Here is a 16,544-nt window from a genome sequence, read left to right on the forward strand (position 1 = left end):
CGTGTTCGTCATCGTCATCGTCGCCTTCGTGTCGGTCGTTCCCGCCGTGCGGACAACCACCAGACGCGAGCTGCCCTCCCGTTCGTGACACGGGGACGAAGTGACCCGCGTCACACCGCCGAGAGGAGTGCGCGGGCGCGCGGCACAAGCCCCCCGAGTGCCGCGACTCGAGACGGACGGCGTCGTGATCAGCGCGGTCAACTTCGACCCGGGCCGGTTGCGGTGTCCGGCCGGCCGGACACCGCAACCATTCGCCTCAATGCCAAGCGGCCGACCAGCAAACTACGCACCGGGGCCAGCGGTGAGCACCGAACTGTTGATCTCGGATGCCTGGTGCCGATGATCCGGGGGCTCGGTCATCGGCGCCGGGCCTGCGAGAGCTACCCGCCTCGCACAGCAACGACAAGGGCGACAGCGGCGAGCAGGAGCAGCAGCTGGGCCCTGCGCCTGAAGACGGCCGAGGCGCCCGACAGCGAGCCTGGTGTCTGTGGGCCGGTGCCCACGGGGCGCCGGTTGCGGGGGTGGTGCCGGGGGCGGCGGCTGCCGTCGGATGAGACGTCCACCGATGACCTCCGCCCTCTTGCGAACCGTCACACCGCTCGTTCCGCCGGTAGAACACCCACATCCGCCCGCCGTAGGAGGCGGCGCCCAGGGCCAGGGTGCTGTAGGAGGTGAACATGGACAGACCGCTGGGATGCATCGAGGTCCACCGGCCGGCGCCCGGGCCGTAGCGGTCGGCGTAGACGAACCCCTCGTCCTCGGTGCCCTCCGGGGTGGACTGGAAGCGGAACAGCCGGCCGTTGTGCACCACCGGCGCGGTCTGGGCCCGGGGGTAGCTGTCGTCGGAGACCTCCGAGCCCAAGAGCCTCTTGAAGACGAAGGAGAACGGCTTCATGCGCAGCGATCTGACGTTGCCGTGGGAGTTCGGCCGGGAGGTCCACAGCACATGCACTTCCCCGTCGATGACGACCACCGACGGGTCGCGCCCGCTGCGGCCCACGACGCCGCTCCCCTCGGCCGCCTCAAAGGGTCGTCCAGGCCGTCGGTTCGGAGCCCCAGGGCTGCTCAGCCCTCCGCGCTGTGTACCGTCCATCGGGTGAATCGCCATCTTGCTGATGCGCCTGGCGGGCTCTCCCGACGGGCTCGATCCTTCGTCGCTGTACACGGCCTTCGACTCGAAGGTTTGGGGGTCGAGCAGTATCGGAGCCGCTGGATGAAGCACGGGATCCCGGCGGCGGAAGTCGACAGGGTCGTGGCCTTCGACGAGCGTTGGGGCGGCTTGGTCCTTCCCCCGGCGCCGATGTATGACGGCGGGCCGAGGATCTTCCGCCCGGACACGCCAGAGGGGACGCCGACAGGCGGGTGGTGGTTCGAGGCCGGAGACCAGCGGACCGCGGTGCCCTTCTCCTTCATGATCGGTCCCCGGGGCGAGTTCGGAATCCACGCCGAGCGATGGGTGCCGCTGCACGCGAGCGTCGAAGCATGGGTCGAGTCGGTCGCGCTCGCCCATCACGCGGCCATGTGGGCGAAGCAGATCACCAAGGTCACAGGGGAGGACGTCGACGCCCTTCAACTCGGCCTCTACGAAACGGTTCCGGAGGTGGAAGCACTGGCCGACGGGTGGTGGCGAGGCACAGACTCACTGATCGCGGTCTACACAGGCGAGGCCGAATGCTTCGCCGAACCTGGATACCGGACCGCCGTCATCTACTCCGGCCTCGACAAGTGGGGCCTGCACGGCTGAGCCGTTGCGATCGCGCCATCTGGGACTGCTGCCGAATTCTGTGACCGGATGACGAGGGGCAGTCACTTTCGATCATTACTCCAGGGGGTCTCCTCAGAACTGCAAGGGTTGACCGAGTGGGGGACGCATGCGAGATCCGGAGCTTGGTACGACCCGAGGCCGAAGAACTGGTGGTGGAGCGGATCCGGACAGGTGAGAACGTGGTCCGAGTCGATGCGCACAGCCGGTGCCCGGCAGCGGAGTGCCCGAGCTGCGGGGCGATGGGCGTCAGGGTGCACAATACATACCGGCGACGCCTGGCTGATCGACCGCTCGGCGGTCGGCTCGTCGTCCTCACCCTGCGGGTCCGCCGGCCGCAAGGGTCGGCACATCCTCCTGCTTCCCCAGCCCCTGCAGGAGATCCAGAACCGGATGCGACACGACCAGCAGACCAGGCCATGGCGTGAGCGATACGCCTTCCGGGCCGGCTGCGGGCCACCGCCTCCGAGACCGTGCACGCCGACGGCCTCCGTCACTGCCGCTACCGCAGCACGGCGAAAACCGACGTCCAGCACGTCCTCACCGCGGCCGGAACCAACATCATCCGCCTCCATCAGCATCAGCCGGGCGACAGTCGGACCGGCCCCGCGGCCCCCTTCACGCGCCTCTGTCGAAAGACTATCGACCGGATCCAAACCGGCAGTCACTGAAGATCACCAACAGCATGCTTTCCGTGGAGGGCTGACTAAGCTTTTTCAGCTTCGCCACACCAGCGTGACGCCGTGGCCTTCGCCTGAGTCCTGGAAGCTCATCGGCTGGGCCCGCCGGACACAGTGGGTTGTCTGTGAAAAGTCGGGGCGGTCACTTCATTGAGAGGCCGACCCCGCACTTCGGGGCGGGAGGGTGATCGTGGGGAGGGGAGGAACACACGCTCGAAGTACCATCCCTGCAACGTTCTTCGGCCGATACTTCCCCACCCCACAGTGGCGTGGTCGGGCGGAGACATCCCTGTAGACAGGACGGAGGGCAAAGGGCGATGAGTGTGGCTGAGAGTTGGTCGCGGGTGATGACTCTTCTTCGGGAGCACGCACCGGCCGATCACGCAGATCTGCCGGGGCCCGCTACGGAGCAGCTGCTCGCGGCCGCCGAGGAACGGATGGGGATCTCCCTGCACGGGGACCTGCGGACGTGGCTGTTGCAGAACAATCTGGATCTGCCAGAGGGAGCCATCGACGACGAGGTGGCATGCTGCGGCTTCGACGGGTTCCCCGACGAGGGAAGCTTCTTTCTGGGCATCCGGGCGATGGAGAGGCTCCACGCGAACCGCTCCACGTCCTGCGGATTCGACCCTCCGGACCAGCCGGACTTCCCGTTCTGGCGGAATGAGTGGATCCCGTTCCTGTCGGACCAGGACGGCTGGATGGGAAAGTTCGTCGATGTGCGGGACGGGCGCGTCGGCAGCTGGTTCGTGGGTGACTCCACGGTCACGGGCGAGTACGAGTCGATGGCCCAGTATTTCGACTCCGTGGCGGAGACGCTGACGAGGATCGCCGATGGAAGCTCACCGGTCTGTCGGTTCACCGAAGGTCGACTTGTCTGGTCGTGAGGCGGCTCCCCACTGGATGGCGGCCATTGCCAATCCGTCCTCGCCCTGGAACGGCATTGGGATTCAGCAGCGTTGACGTTCCAAGGTGAGGACGGCTGCGGCGATGAAAGTCATTCCGGTACAGGACCGTGCAGTCGTCAGGCCACGGTGCGTCCTGCCTGCCGCGGGGTTCGAAGCGGTCCCGTTCTGGATCGATGGGGCGCCAGTTCGGATCCAGCGGTTCGTCATCCCGAGGCGCCCGGACCTTGGTCACGAACCGTTCCTCGCACGCTCCGGACTCCTTGAAGTTCGCCTGGGCCTCGGTCAGTGACGGCCCGTTCGCGCCGCCGGCCCAGTTGGGCCAACGCAACTGCACGCGATCGTCCTCCCAGAAGCACACCGGGCAGATCTCATACGAGCCGGGTGACTCGCCCAGGCTCAGATGGCCGCAGCACACACAGGGGAAGGTCAGCATCACGGCGGCCATCCTGCACCATGCCAACGAGACGCCCCAGCGGATTCCTTGGACTTGACAACGAGACCCGCATGCTAAAGGGGTTCCGCGGAGCAAGGTCCGCTACCACGATCTGAAGGCCGCTGTCGCCCAGGTGCCGGGGCTGAGCCAGCCCCGGATTGAGGCTGATCGGTGGATCACCTTCAAGTCGCACTGCGTGTCGGCGTCGGTCGATGGCCGACGGAGGTTGCCATGCCTGTGATCGCTGGGCAAGCGTCGTCTCTCAGCGTCGGGCCGCCGGCGGCGAGGTGGCGGCGCCGTTCAGGCAGCGGTCGAGGAGCGCGTGCATACGGGGGACGGGGAGGGACGGGTTGGCCGCAGCGCCCTCCGCGGTGCGGGGGTCGGCGAGGAAGGCCTCCAGGGCCTGAGGTGTCAGGCTCGGGTTGGCGGCTGCTGCCCGGCACACCGCCTCCTCGGGGTCGTCCAGCGGGAGTTCGGGCAGGGCGGGATCGGCTGCGGCCAGGGCGCGTACCTCGGGGTCCGGGTGGCCGATGAGGTGGGTGAGGCCGGTGCGGGGGAACGCGGGCAGGGTCAGCAGGTGCGGCCGGTGGACCGGGCGGGTGACGAAGACGTCCAGGAGGAGGTGGGGCGGAGCCAGCGGGTGGTGGCAGGCCAGCCGGATCCTTACCTCCTCGTCGTCGTCCCGCGCGAGTGCCTCGACGAGTTCTGCGGGCAGAAGCGGCCAGCTCGCCGCAACCCGGCGCAGCTCCGGTTCCTCGGACACCGCGCAGGCGTCGAACCAGTCCGAGGACGGCTCGGTGGCCGTCTCGGTGATCGGACAGACGCAGTCCGGACCGTGCCCGATGATCTGCCCGATGACCCCCTCGATGGCCCAGTACTCGGCCCAGGTGCGGGGGAAGGGGCGAAGGCGTGCGCGCATCCGCACGGCCTCGTCCGGGTCTTCCCGCAGCTCGGCGACCAGGTCGGCTCCCAGGTCGGGCCGGGCGGCGACCAAGGCGCGGATCCTCGCCTCGGGGTGGCGGGCGAGCCGGGCGACCGCGTCGGCCGGGGTGTGGGGGTTCCAGGTCAGGGGGCGCACCGTGCCGTCCGCGAAGCACTGCTCGACGAGTGCGGGAGACAGGGCGCACGTGCCGAACACGAATCCCTTGCTGCGCGAGCCGATGGACAGCAGCCTGGCCTCCACCCGTTCCGGGTCCAGCACCCAGCTCCTGTCCTGCGCCGATTCCCGAACGGCGGGGTCTGGATCGTCGAGCAGGGCCTCGCGCTGCGCCGGGGTGAGTGACTCCCACCTCCAGGTGGCCCGTATCCGGAGTTCGGGGTGCTCGCGGCCGGCCATGGAGCGCTCGAAGGACGGCGGGATCTGCCGGGAGGAGCTGAGCTCCCCGATGATCTCGTTCTTGGTGAGCGTGCCGTCCTCGCCCCCGTCCCGGGCGGTCAGAAGGGTGACGAGGATGTCGTCCGGAAGTGGTCGGACCCATCGGGGGTAGTGGCGGGGGCCGCTGGCGAGCCACCCGCGGACGATCCCCGACGGGTCCGTTGCCAGCGGGGCGAGCCGCGTCGGGTCGATGTACCGGTTGCGGGCGAGCGCGCGGCGGACGTTTCTGTCCGGGTGGCGCAGGGCCGCGTCGATGACGGCGTCGGGCAGGTCACGGCCCTCGCACATCAGCGGGCCGGTCTCACCTGTCGCTCGATCCATCAGGCGTATCAGTACGTCGGAGGGCGCCGCCGGATTGAACGCGATGCCGCGCAGCCACAGCGCACGGAGGGAATCGGACACCGCGCCATCCTGCCACCTCCTACCAACCGGACCGGGGCCATACGGCGACCGCGTCGTCGCTGCTCACCGGTGGCTCCGTCCGCGGGCTTCGGTCCACGTGGCGAGGGCCGTGCTCATCGTGTGGATGCTGACCGTATGCGGCACACCGTCAGGCTCCACTTTCACCCCCTGCCGAGAAACACGCGACATCCGTGGCAGGTCAAGCAACCGGGCGTTGCCGAAACTCGGCTACTGGGCAACAAACGATCTCGCACGGACCGACAAAGCCAGCCACCACTCTGCCACACAGCGGCTCCTGTATCTCGAGACGCTCCAGCTGACTGCGGAGACGTGCAACACCGTCGCCGCACAAACCTCGACCCGCCGAAGGTCGCGCGCACCAAGCTCGCCAAAGTTGAGCGTCAGCTTGTCAAGAAAGCTCTGGCGTCGCTATAACTTTCTCGTCGAGGTGCCCAGGCAGGAGGACAGAGCCGGGCAGGTCCGGCGCCATGGCGCCTCTGGGCACCCGTGACCGTTCACGACCGTGAGGAGCTGATCCCTTTGTTGATGCGTACCGACTCCCTGCGCGGAATGCGCGACCTGGACCGGCTGACCCAGCAGTTGGTCGGTACCGCGTCCCAGCCGGCGGGGATGCCGCTGGTCGCCTACCGCGACGGAGAGGTGTTCGTGCTGCGCCTGGACCTGCCGGGCATCGACCCGAAGACCATCGACCTGGACGTGGAGCGCAACGTCCTGACCGTGCGCGCGGAGCGCGCGTCCGGGCTGCCGGAAGGCGCGGAGGTGCTGGCGGACGAGCGGGTGCTGGGCCGTTTCTCCCGGCAGGTGTTCCTGGGCGACGCATTGGACACCGACCGGATCGAGGCCGACTACGACCAGGGCGTGCTGAGCGTGCGCGTGCCGATCAGCGAGAAGGCCCGCCCCCGCAAGATCGCCATCACGGCGAAAGGCGAACGCGAGGCCATCTCCGCCTGACCGCGACGATGCGGGCCACCCCTCCCCGGGCGCGGGCGCGCACGGTTGCCCCCTGGGCATCGTGGGTTCTACTCGACCGGTGCGGAAAATCTGTGCCCGCTGGAGTAGACATTGCCGCGCACCGTGGTTAGTGTTTCTCTCGTAGCCGAGATCAAGCGGTACCCGCCAGACACGAACTGGCGGGCAGCAGTTCAGAAGTGCGCAGGTCGGCACGGTTGCAGGGTTCCGAAGCCAGGGATGGTGCAGTAAGGCGACGGGACCGGCGGCCGGGCCGGGCGGCCCGCAGGTATCAGGGGCCGCCACCGAGCAGTACCGCAGTTCAGCAAGTGCACTACTCGTAGGTGAAGTTGAGTTCGGCAGTACCGGCAGTCGCAGTACGCGGTATCCCGGTGAAGGCGCCCAGGCTGCGGGCGCGCGCACTGGGAGTCCGGCAGTGGGGTTCCAAGCCGAGCAGGTTGAGCAGGACGGGCGACGGGGCTGGCTGCCGGAGTCGGCGGGACCGCCAGGGACCGCCGCAGCAGGACCGGGTAGTTGGCACTACCACGCAGTGGGAAGTACCGCAGTTCGCAGTAACCCGCCCGTACAGAGGATGAATGGAGGGACAACGCGCCATCAGGATCGCCCGGCCCGTGAGGAACCAGCCCGGGCGGACTCCGTAGACCCCCACGCAAGGACGGTGGTTTCCGGTCACGCATACGCGATCCCCGCACACCCCCTCCCCCGGGGCAGTGCGGACACAAGGAACCCGGCCCCAGAGCCGGTAGATGGTGTAAAACCCTTCGGGGCCCCGGGAGCCGCAACGGCCCCGGGGCCCCTCAGCGCGCCCCCGGGCACAACAACCAGAAGAGGTGCAGTGACCACGACAGCCATTCGACCGCATACCCCCGACTCCCTCGACGACGACGACTACCCCGCCTACACCATGGGCCGCGCCGCCGAGATGACCGGCACCACCCCCGGCTTCCTACGCGCCCTCGGCGACCAGGGCCTCATCACCCCCCTGCGCTCCGACGGCGGCCATCGCCGCTTCTCCCGCTATCAACTACGGATCGCCATGCGCGCCCGCGACCTCGTCGACCAGGGCACTCCCATCGACGCCGCCTGCCGCATCATCATCCTCGAAGACCAGCTCGAAGAAGCCCTGCGCATCAACGAACAGCTCCGCCGCGACGCCGGACAGGAACCCGCAGCCGACACCTGAGCCACCCACCAGGCCGACGAGACCGGCCCGCGGTGAGCGACAGGTGCTCACCGCAGGCCGCCCGGGACACCAGCCCTCCGACCGCCGGTCGGCCAGTCATGACGCGTGCCCCGCGGCGTGGGCCCGGTGGCCTCCTTCTCGTTGGCTGTACCGGGCCCGCGCTCCCACCGCGCCCGACGGGCCGGCACCCGGGCCTTCCTGCGGGCGTCGGCCGCACGTCATCCGCCCTTCCTAAAATGAGCGCATGATCGCCGAAGACACCCAGCCGCCGGGAGACGGAGGAAAGTCCCGGCCCGGCCCCCGCACCACGTCCGGCTCCCTCCACACCGCCGCGCTGGATGCGGCCGCCGGCACGACCGGCCGGCCGACTGCCCGACTGACAGCCACCGACCCGGCCGGCGGCGCGCCGTGCGCGGAGGCGGCGCCGAAACCGGCGATGCGCGGCTGGCTGCACGCCGGCATCTTCCCCCTCTCACTGGCCGGCGGCGTCGTCCTGATCGCCCTGGCGCGCCCGGCCGCCGCGGTGGCCGCCTGCTCGGTGTTCGCGCTGTCGGCCTGGCTGCTGTTCGGTACCAGCGCCGTCTACCACCGGGGAACATGGGGCCGGCGCGGGGAGGCGGTCCTGCGGCGGCTCGACCACGCGAACATCTTCCTGATCATCGCCGGCACCTACACCCCGCTGGCGGTGCTGCTGCTGTCCGGACGGCGCCGGACGGTGCTGCTGGCCGTGGTGTGGGCGGGCGCCCTGGCCGGCATCGCCTTCCGCACACTGTGGATGGGGGCTCCCCGGTGGCTGTACACCCCGTGCTACATCGCCCTGGGCTGGGCAGCCGTCCTCTACCTGCCCGACTTCGCACGCACCGGCGGCATCGCGGTCGTCGTCCTCGTCATCGCCGGCGGTCTGCTCTACACCGCGGGAGGTGTCGTCTACGGACTCAAACGTCCAGACCCGTCCCCGTACTGGTTCGGCTTCCACGAGGTCTTCCACGCCCTCACCGTCGCCGCCTTCAGCGCGCACTACACGGCCGTTCTTCTTGCAGCCACATGACTGGTCGTCGGGGGCACGCGGACACGGGTGCAACGGGCGGTCACTGCAGCTCTTCCTGGGTTCTCGGGGACGCGGCGAGGGGCCCCGGTGCCGTTGCGGTTCCCGGGCCCCGAAGGGATGCATCACCATCTACCGGCCTTGACCGGCTTCCATGTTCCTCTCTACGGGCCGGTTACTGCGTCCTGCTGCGGCGGTCCCTGGCGGTCCTGCCGACTCCGGCCGCCAGCCCCGTCACCGTCCTGCACCTGCTGTGACGTCAGTACCCTGCAACCGTGCCGACCTGCGCACTTCCGAACTGCTGCCTACGAGAGGGACGCCAACCACCGAGAGTGGCAATGTCTACTCCAGTCAGCATAGATTTCTCGGCGTCTGGAGGGGAGGTACTCTTCGGCCCGAAGCGGGGCGGATCGGCGCCGTAGCAACCCGAGGGACGGACGGGGGAAGTCGCCGTGGTTCCCGGCCTGCCGGGAACCACGGAGTCGCTCATTGAGGCGCAGGGCTTCTTCGAAGTGATCTTCGGGGATGACGATGCGGCCCTTCCTCGCGGCGCGCGCCGGGCGGGGACGGCCGAGCGCGGTGCGGGGCGCGGTCCGCCGGGCTGGTCGGATGACCGGCGGGCCGCGCCCCGGCGGGGACTACAGGGCGTGGGTGAGGCGGTCGGCCAGGAGGCGTGTGAAGCGGGCCGGGTCGGGCAGGTCTCCGCCTTCGGCGAGCAGGGCGCTGCCGTGGACGAGTTCGGCGGTTTCGGCGAGCGCCGGGTTGTCCGCTCCGGCCTGGTGGGCCTGGTGCAGGGCGGTGATGAGGGGGTGGCTGGGGTTGAGTTCGAGGATGCGCTTGACCTGGGGAAGTTCCTGGCCCATGGCCCGGTACATCTTCTCCAGGGTGGGGGTCAGATCGTGGGCGTCGCCGACCAGGCAGGCGGCGGAGGTGGTCAGGCGGGTGGAGAGTCGGACCTGCTTGACGTGCTCGGCCAGCGTGGTCTGGAGCCAGGCGAGGAGGGCGGCGAAGTCCTCTTCGCGCTGCGCCTTCTCCGCCTTCGCCTCGTCACTGCCTTCCCCGTCGGCGTTGTCGTCGAGGTCGACCTGGCCCTTGGCGACGGACTGGAAGCGGTGGCCGTCGAAGGCGGGGATCTGGTCGGTCCAGACCTCGTCGACGGGGTCGGTGAGGATCAGGACCTCGTAGCCCTTGGCGGTGAAGGCCTCCATGTGCGGGGAGTTCTCCACCATCGCCCGGTTCTCGCCGGTCAGGTAGTAGATGGTGTCCTGGCCGTCCTTCATCCGCGCGACGTAGTCGCGCAGCGTGGTCGGCTTCTCCGCATCATAGGTCGAGGCGGCGCTGACCAGTTCCAACAGGGCGTCGGTGTTGTCGCGGTCCTCGATCAGGCCCTCCTTGAGGACCCGGCCGAACTGCTCCCACACCTTCGCGTAGGTCTCGCCGTTCTTGGTCCGCATGTCCTTGAGAGCGCCGAGGACCTTCTTGACGAGGCGCCGGCGCACGGCGGTGATCTGGCGGTCGTGCTGCAGGATCTCGCGGGAGACGTTCAGCGACAGGTCGTGGGCGTCCACCACGCCCTTGACGAACCGCAGGTAGTTCGGCATCAGCGCGTCGCAGTCGTCCATGATGAACACCCGCTTGACGTACAGCTGCACGCCCCGCTTCGTGTCCCGGGAGAACAGGTCGAACGGGGCCTGGGCGGGGATGAACAGCAGCGCCTCGTACTCGAAGGTACCCTCGGCGCGCATGTGAACGGTCTCGGCCGGGGCCTGCCAGTCGTGGCTGATCTGCTGGTAGAACTCGCTGTACTCGGCCTCGGTCACCTCGCTGCGAGGACGGGCCCACAGCGCCTTCATCGAGTTCAGCGTCTCCAACTCGCCCGCAGCCACACCGTCGGCGCCGGTGTCGGCGCTGTCGTCGGCAGGGGTACTGCCGGCCTCGGTGGCCATCCGGATCGGCCAGCGGATGAAGTCCGAGTACTGCTTGACGACCTGCCGGATCTTCCACCGGGCCAGGTAGTCGCCCAGCCCGTCCTCACTGTCCTCGGCCTTGAGGTGCAGGGTGACCGAGGTGCCCACCGGCAGACCTTCGACCTCCGCGATCGTGTAGGTGCCCTCGCCGTCGGACTCCCACACGGTGCCCTGCTCGGTGCCGGCGCGACGCGTGTGGAGGGTGACCTTGTCGGCGACCATGAACGCCGAGTAGAAGCCGACGCCGAACTGACCGATCAGGTGCTGCGCGGCATCCGCGTCCTTCGCCTCCTTGATCTTCGCCAGCAGGCCGGCGGTGCCGGACTTGGCGATGGTGCCGATCAGGTCGACGACGTCGTCGCGGGTCATGCCGATGCCGTTGTCCCGCACCGTCAGGGTGCGGGCGTCCTTGTCGACCTCCAGGACGATGTGCGGGTCGGAGGCCTCAAGGGTGGAGTCGGTGAGGGATTCCAGGCGGAGCTTGTCGAGGGCGTCGGAGGCGTTGGAGATCAGCTCGCGCAGGAAGATGTCCTTGTTGGAGTAGATCGAGTGGATCACCAGCTGCAGCAGCTGGCGGGTCTCCGCCTGGAACTCCAGCGTCTGGGTCGGACTGGCCACGGGAGGCTTCTCCTTCGAGTGGTGGAAAGGGTTCGTATTTCGGTCAGGCCACCGGGGCCGGCGGGTGTACCGCGTGGCCGGCCCCGGGGTGTTCAGATGTGGCTGAGGGTCTGGTACGGCTGCTCGGGGCGGGGGTGGCCGGGCCGGGCGGTGCCGTCGCAGGACAGGAACAGCTTCCAGCCGACTCGGCACTCCAGCGTCGCGCCGTAGCGGACCGCGGGCGGGTCCGGGCGCGTGCTGTACCGGTCGACGCGCACGATCCCGCTGGCCGCGTCGCCGTCGCCGGTGGTGACGGTGGGTGCGGGGCCACTGGCGTGCGGGTCGCGGACCGGCAGCGGCGTGCCCGGCGCGGTCACGGGCCGGCTGGCGGTGTGCGGCGCTGCCGGGCGCTGTCGTCGCGCAGCCGGTCGGCTCGGGCGGTGAGCTGATCGAGGCGGTCGGTGAGCTTCGGGTGGCCCGCCTCCAGGAGGGGGCGGGTCTCGGCGAGCGGGGCGAGCAGACGGGCAGGGTCGTGGTGGCCCAGTGCGTCCAGGAGGCGTTCGACGGCGGGGGCTGCCTGGGGGCCGAGGCCGTCCAGGGCGCCGATCTGTCCGGCGAGGCGGCGCAGGTCGGCGGCGTTGTCGCGGGCCCAGGTGGCCACCGCGCGGTCGGCGGCGCGCTGGCTGCGCGTGGCCTGGACGCGCTGCTCGCCGGTGCTGCCCGCCTCGGTACCGGCGTCAGCGTTGGGGCGCAGACGCAGGTAGCGGCGTTCGGCGGCCTGGCGGCTCTGGACGCCCAGCGGTTCGGCGAGCTCGGCCCAGGTGGCGCCCGCGTCGCGGGCGGTCTCGATCAGGCCGGTCTCCCAGTCGGCGAGCTCCGCGCGCAGGTGGCGCAGCAGCAGGAGTGCGGAAAGGGCCTGCTGCGGATCGTTCTGTCCGGTGTCGTCCGGGGGTGCGTGGCGGGCGGTGCGGGCGGCGGCGTCCATCGTGCCCAGCGCGGCGGCGGCGGCCAGGAACGAGGCCGGCCCCGCCCCGGCCGCGCCGGTGTCCTGGCTGTCCATGTTGTCACCCTTTCGATGACTGGATGCTTGTCATCATAGGGATGACATAGTACACGATTCGCGTCGCGTCACACCGGTGCGAGCACCTGCGCCGGCTGCATTCCCTTGCCCAGCGCCGGCGCCACGCCCCCGCCTTGCATCGACCGCCTGCATCGCGTTCCGCGCCGGCCGAGGCGACGGCGGGCCGGCGGGGGCGGTCAGGGCTCGACCCGGCGCAGGGCGTCCTCGGCACGCAGGTCGGCGAGCGTCGGGTAGCCGTCCACCGCCATGATCAGGTCGGCCTCGGCGAGCAGCGAGCGCAGCACGTGCACCACGCCGTCCTCGCCGCCGAGGGCCAGGCCGTAGGCGTACGGGCGGCCGATGCCGACCGCCGTGGCGCCGAGGGCGAGTGCCTTGACCACGTCGGCGCCGCTGCGCACACCGGAGTCGAAGAGCACGGGCAGGCCGTCGGCGGCCTCGACCACGCCGGGCAGCGCGTCCAGCGCCGGCAGGCCGCCGTTGGCCTGCCGGCCGCCGTGGTTGGAGCAGTAGACGCCGTCCACGCCGCCGTCCCGGGCGCGGCGGACGTCCTCCGGGTGGCAGAGTCCCTTGAGGATCAGCGGCAGCTCGGTGAGCGAGCGCAGCCAGGGCAGGTCGGCCCAGGTGAGCGGGTTGCCGAAGACGCCCGCCCACTCCAGCACGGCGGCGCCCGGGTCCTCCTCCGGGGCCTTGGCGAGGCGGGCCCGGAAGACCGGGTCGGAGGTGTAGTTGGCCAGGCAGTGGCCGCGCAGCTGGGGGAAGTTGCCGGTGGCGAGGTCGCGCGGGCGCCAGCCGGTGACCCAGGTGTCCAGGGTGACCACGATGCCCCGGTAGCCGGCCTCCTCGGCCCGGCGCACCAGGCTCTCGGCGAGCGCCCGGTCGGTGGGGGTGTAGAGCTGGAACAGGCCCGGCGTGTCGCCGAGTTGGGCGGCGACCTGCTCCAGCGGGTCGACCGAGAGGGTGGAGGCCACCATCGGCACGCCGGTGCGCGCGGCGGCCCGGGCGGTGGCGAGGTCGCCGTGGCCGTCCTGGGCGCAGAGGCCGATCACGCCGATCGGCGCCAGGAACAGCGGTGCGGGCCACCGCGTTCCGAGGAGGTCCACCGACAGGTCGCGCCGCGCGGCGCCGACCATCATCCGGGGCACCAGGCCCCACCGGTCGAAGGCGGCCGCGTTGGCGCGCTGGGTCCGCTCGTCACCGGCGCCGCCGGCCACGTAGGACAGCAGCGTCGGCGGCAGCGCGGCCTCGGCACGCGCCGCCAGCTCGGCGAAGGCCATCGGGAGCTTCGGCTGCCTGCCGAACAGCGCGTCGAAGTAGATCTCGTTCTGGTAGTCGCCGAACTGCTGCCCCGTCATGACCGGTCGCCGTCCTCTCCTGGGGCCGGTCCGTCCGGGCCGGTCCCGGGCGGCGGCCGCGCCGACCCCACCCTGCCAAACCACGGGCCGCCGGGGGAGACCCCCGCGCGTCCGGACGGGCCCCGCCGGTCAGGCGGTGACCAGCGCGACGACGAAGCCGTCGTAGCCCTTCTCCCCCACGGTCTGGACGGCGGTGGCGGTCAGGCGGGGGTGCGCGGCGATCAACTCGGTGAAGCGGCGCACGCCCTGGACGCGGGGGTCCGTGCTGGTCTCGTCGGTGACGGCGCCGTCCCGGACCACGTTGTCGCCGATGATCAGGCTGCCGGGCCGGGTGAGCCGCAGCGCCCACTCCAGGTAGTCGGGGTTGCTGGGCTTGTCGGCGTCGATGAAGACCAGGTCGAAGGGCTCGGCGCCCTCCTGCTCCAGTTGCGGCAGGGTGTCCAGCGCCGGGCCGGTGCGCAGGTCCACGACCGGTGCGAGCCCGGCCCGTTCGAGGTTGCGGGTGGCGACGGCGGCGCACCGCTCGTCGGCCTCCAGGGTGACCACCCGGCCGCCCTCGGGCAGCGCGCGGGCGAGCCAGATGGTGCTGTAGCCGCCGAGGGTGCCGATCTCCAGCACCCGGCGGGCGCCGTGCACGCGGGCCAGCAGGGCGAGCAGCTTGCCCTGGTTGGGTGCCACCTGGTGCGGGGGCAGCCCGGCCGCCTCGCTGTCGGCGACGGCGGCGAGCAGGGCGGCGTCCTCCTCGACCAGCAGGCCGTTGAAGTAGCCGTCGACGGCGGTCCAGGTCTGCTGCGGGGTCGGTCGGCCGGTCTCCGTGGTCATCGCGAGTTCCCTTTCAGTACTGAGTCAGTTCCGAAGGGAAACCTACTCGATGCCCGGGCCGGCCCGAGCACCCCACCCCCGGGCCGGGGCCGGGCCGCGCACCGGCCCCCCGCCGCACGGGCGGGGGGCCGGTCGCCCGTCGGCTGCCTGCCGACCCGGCGGGGTCAGGCCACCGGCGGGAAGGCTTCGGCGTCCGGCTTGAGGAGCTGGCCGGGAGCCGGCACCTGCCGGCCCACCAGGTAGGAGGTGACCAGCTTGTTCAGCTCCTTGCTCCGGCCGACCGCGCAGTGCTCGATCACGTCGACGCTGACCAGGACGGCGCTGCCGAGCTGGCGCTGCATGCGCTGGGCGAAGGTGTACTGGGTGGCCGGGTCGTAGAGGTTGCCGATCACCATCACCGGGGTGGCGGTGCGCCGGTTCCACGGGCCGGTGTACCGCTCGACGTCACGCGCGGGGGCCGGCCAGGTCGCGCAGGCGGGCGCGTCGAAGGCCTGGTAGCGCCCGAAGGTCGGCGCGTCGCGCTCCCAGGAGCGGGCCGCGTTGACGAAGGCCCGCGGGTTGGACGGGTACGGCTTGTCCTGGCAGTTGACGCCGTAGTAGGAGTCGTCCGCCGAGTACGGGGTGTCCGCCGGGGCCTCGCGCAGCGCGGCGGGCACGGTCACCGCCAGCGGGTCGGCGTCGGCCGCGTTCTTCGGGACGGCCAGGGACGGGGCCTTCTGCTGGCGGAGCACGTCGTCCAGCGCCTGCAGCGAGGTGGCCAGCGGGGCCTGCCGGCTCTGCGCGTAGAGCGCGTTGGCGACCTGGCTGGTGAAGCTGGACAGCGTCACCTGGGTGCCGTTCGGCAGGGTGACCGGGGAGGTGCGCAGGTGGTCGCGGATCGCGTCGAACTTCGCCCGGGTGTCGCCCGCGCCGAAGGCGCAGCGCGGCGCACCGGCCGCCTCGCAGCGCTTCAGGTACTCGTCCAGGGCGAGTTCGAAGCCGTTCGCGCGCTGCCGGTCGTACTCCAGGCCGTCGTGCAGCCGCAGGTTCGGGTCGACGTTGCCGTCGATGATCACCGCGCGGACCTTGTCGGGGTACATGTTGGCGTAGGTGGCGCCGATCAGCGTGCCGTAGGAGAAGCCGGCGAAGGAGAGTTGGCGGTCGCCGACCCCGCGGCGCATCCGGTCGAGGTCACGGACCACGTTCTCGGTCGACATGTGCTCGATCAGCGGACCGGCGTTGCGGTCGCAGGCGTCGGTGTAGTCCCGGGTGGCGGCCAGCGTGCCGTCGATCTCGGCCTTGGTGACGGGCACCCCGGTCAGCCGGTCGAAGACGCCGTTGGCCTCCTCGTCGGTGCCGAAGCACTTCAGCGGGTTGCTCAGGCCGACGCCGCGCGGATCGAAGCCGATCAGGTCGAACCGGGCCTGGACCTCGGGCTCGAAGCGGGTCGTGGTCGCCCAGAGGTAGCCGCTGCCGCCCGGACCGCCGGGGTTGAGGAACAGTGAGCCGATCCGCTTCGCCGGGTCACCCGCGCGCCGGCGCATCATGGCGATGCCGATCTTCTCGCCGGACGGGTGCGCGTAGTCCAGCGGCACCGGGTAGACGGCGCAGTCGTATATCCCGGGGTCCGGCTTGGACGGGTCGGGATTGCACGGTGCCCAGGCGACCGGGTCGACCCGGGCCTCGGCGGCCGCCGCGCCCGGGTCGGGTGCCGCCGAGGCGGCGGCGGTGGTGCCGGCGACGAGCGCGAACGCGCTGGCGACCGCCAGCGCGAGACTGGTGATACGGGACACGTAACCTCCTCCGGTTCTGCAAACCCGGTCAGCCTGGCAGCCGCTCCTCGGGAGGGGAAGACCACGTACCGCCGTGGATTATTCTGGTGCGACGCCATCTGTCCGGCAATTTCCGTTATCGGAGCAGGATTTGGCGCAAAATCCACCGCAGGCCGTCCGCACCCCTCACCATCCG

At 70.7% G+C, this 16,544-nt stretch carries 15 protein-coding genes; 7 read left to right on the forward strand and 8 right to left on the reverse strand.

The genetic code is table 11. From position 1 onward, the window contains the following. Nucleotides 1–1,213 precede the first annotated feature (1,213 nt). The 4 genes from ABT263_RS25745 (at nucleotide 1,214) to ABT263_RS25760 (ending at nucleotide 3,329) form a co-directional block, all read left to right on the forward strand. A complete protein-coding gene (locus ABT263_RS25745; protein WP_352293730.1) occupies nucleotides 1,214–1,744 on the forward strand; it encodes a hypothetical protein in 531 nt (176 codons plus the stop codon). Nucleotides 1,745–1,944: 200 nt separating this feature from the next. Continuing rightward, complete coding sequence (locus ABT263_RS25750; RefSeq protein WP_352293816.1) at nucleotides 1,945–2,190, forward strand: transposase family protein; 246 nt, start codon at nucleotides 1,945–1,947, stop codon at nucleotides 2,188–2,190. A gap of 21 nt (nucleotides 2,191–2,211) precedes the next feature. Beyond that, entirely contained in the window at nucleotides 2,212–2,433 is a 222-nt protein-coding gene (locus tag ABT263_RS25755; protein WP_352293818.1) for a transposase, read from the forward strand. A gap of 326 nt (nucleotides 2,434–2,759) precedes the next feature. After that, complete coding sequence (locus tag ABT263_RS25760) at nucleotides 2,760–3,329, forward strand: SMI1/KNR4 family protein (protein WP_352293733.1); 570 nt, start codon at nucleotides 2,760–2,762, stop codon at nucleotides 3,327–3,329. Here the strand turns inward: ABT263_RS25760 and ABT263_RS25765 are convergent. After that, the gene (locus ABT263_RS25765) at nucleotides 3,301–3,783 is read right to left on the reverse strand and encodes a CPCC family cysteine-rich protein (protein WP_352293820.1); all 483 of its coding nucleotides are present in this window, start codon (nucleotides 3,781–3,783) and stop codon (nucleotides 3,301–3,303) included. The two genes, ABT263_RS25760 and ABT263_RS25765, sit on opposite strands and share 29 nt — an antisense overlap. Nucleotides 3,784–4,045: 262 nt before the next feature. Beyond that, nucleotides 4,046–5,560 (reverse strand): hypothetical protein, encoded by a 1,515-nt coding sequence (locus tag ABT263_RS25770; protein ID WP_352293736.1) that lies wholly within the window; start codon nucleotides 5,558–5,560, stop codon nucleotides 4,046–4,048. A 546-nt stretch (nucleotides 5,561–6,106) separates the two neighbouring features. Here ABT263_RS25770 and ABT263_RS25775 point away from each other — a divergent pair. The 3 genes from ABT263_RS25775 to trhA all read left to right on the forward strand — a co-directional run bounded on the left by ABT263_RS25775 (nucleotide 6,107) and on the right by trhA (nucleotide 8,781). Further along, nucleotides 6,107–6,532: an Hsp20/alpha crystallin family protein gene (locus ABT263_RS25775; protein WP_352293739.1), complete on the forward strand. Its 426-nt coding sequence runs from the start codon at nucleotides 6,107–6,109 to the stop codon at nucleotides 6,530–6,532. Nucleotides 6,533–7,454: 922 nt separating this feature from the next. Beyond that, a complete protein-coding gene (locus ABT263_RS25780; protein ID WP_329492369.1) occupies nucleotides 7,455–7,733 on the forward strand; it encodes a helix-turn-helix domain-containing protein in 279 nt (92 codons plus the stop codon). 244 nt (nucleotides 7,734–7,977) lie between these two features. Further along, a complete protein-coding gene (trhA, locus tag ABT263_RS25785; protein ID WP_352293742.1) occupies nucleotides 7,978–8,781 on the forward strand; it encodes a PAQR family membrane homeostasis protein TrhA in 804 nt (267 codons plus the stop codon). A gap of 635 nt (nucleotides 8,782–9,416) precedes the next feature. Here trhA and htpG read toward each other — a convergent pair. From htpG to ABT263_RS25815, 6 genes are all read right to left on the reverse strand, one after another. Further along, nucleotides 9,417–11,363, reverse strand: a complete 1,947-nt coding sequence (gene htpG / locus ABT263_RS25790) for a molecular chaperone HtpG (protein WP_352293745.1) — start codon at nucleotides 11,361–11,363, stop codon at nucleotides 9,417–9,419. Between the two features lie 92 nt (nucleotides 11,364–11,455). After that, the gene (locus ABT263_RS25795; RefSeq protein ID WP_352293748.1) at nucleotides 11,456–11,719 is read right to left on the reverse strand and encodes a hypothetical protein; all 264 of its coding nucleotides are present in this window, start codon (nucleotides 11,717–11,719) and stop codon (nucleotides 11,456–11,458) included. Next, nucleotides 11,716–12,402 carry a type III effector protein gene (locus ABT263_RS25800; RefSeq protein ID WP_352293751.1) on the reverse strand — a complete coding sequence of 229 codons (687 nt, stop codon included), beginning with the start codon at nucleotides 12,400–12,402 and terminating at the stop codon, nucleotides 11,716–11,718. Before ABT263_RS25800 ends, ABT263_RS25795 begins: the two co-directional genes overlap by 4 nt. Nucleotides 12,403–12,599: 197 nt before the next feature. After that, nucleotides 12,600–13,775, reverse strand: coding sequence for an alpha-hydroxy-acid oxidizing protein (locus ABT263_RS25805; protein WP_352293754.1), 1,176 nt, complete (start codon nucleotides 13,773–13,775; stop codon nucleotides 12,600–12,602). Between the two features lie 129 nt (nucleotides 13,776–13,904). Next, complete coding sequence (locus tag ABT263_RS25810; protein WP_352293756.1) at nucleotides 13,905–14,597, reverse strand: O-methyltransferase; 693 nt, start codon at nucleotides 14,595–14,597, stop codon at nucleotides 13,905–13,907. 164 nt (nucleotides 14,598–14,761) lie between these two features. Beyond that, complete coding sequence (locus ABT263_RS25815) at nucleotides 14,762–16,369, reverse strand: alpha/beta hydrolase (protein ID WP_352293758.1); 1,608 nt, start codon at nucleotides 16,367–16,369, stop codon at nucleotides 14,762–14,764. Between the last annotated feature and the right edge of the window lie 175 nt (nucleotides 16,370–16,544).

It is taken from the genome of Kitasatospora sp. NPDC001603 (genome assembly GCF_040298365.1).
In the GTDB taxonomy this organism is placed as follows: Bacteria; Actinomycetota; Actinomycetes; order Streptomycetales; family Streptomycetaceae; genus Kitasatospora.

Coding starts and splice junctions, on each gene's coding strand:
- ABT263_RS25775 (WP_352293739.1), top strand. CDS start 6,107: ATGCGTACCGACTCCCTGCGCGGAATGCGCGACCTGGACCGGCTGACC.
- ABT263_RS25760 (WP_352293733.1), top strand. CDS start 2,760: ATGAGTGTGGCTGAGAGTTGGTCGCGGGTGATGACTCTTCTTCGGGAG.
- ABT263_RS25745 (WP_352293730.1), top strand. CDS start 1,214: ATGAAGCACGGGATCCCGGCGGCGGAAGTCGACAGGGTCGTGGCCTTC.
- ABT263_RS25805 (WP_352293754.1), bottom strand. CDS start 13,775: ATGACGGGGCAGCAGTTCGGCGACTACCAGAACGAGATCTACTTCGAC.
- ABT263_RS25800 (WP_352293751.1), bottom strand. CDS start 12,402: ATGGACAGCCAGGACACCGGCGCGGCCGGGGCGGGGCCGGCCTCGTTC.
- trhA (WP_352293742.1), top strand. CDS start 7,978: ATGATCGCCGAAGACACCCAGCCGCCGGGAGACGGAGGAAAGTCCCGG.
- ABT263_RS25765 (WP_352293820.1), bottom strand. CDS start 3,783: ATGCTGACCTTCCCCTGTGTGTGCTGCGGCCATCTGAGCCTGGGCGAG.
- ABT263_RS25780 (WP_329492369.1), top strand. CDS start 7,455: ATGGGCCGCGCCGCCGAGATGACCGGCACCACCCCCGGCTTCCTACGC.
- ABT263_RS25810 (WP_352293756.1), bottom strand. CDS start 14,597: ATGACCACGGAGACCGGCCGACCGACCCCGCAGCAGACCTGGACCGCC.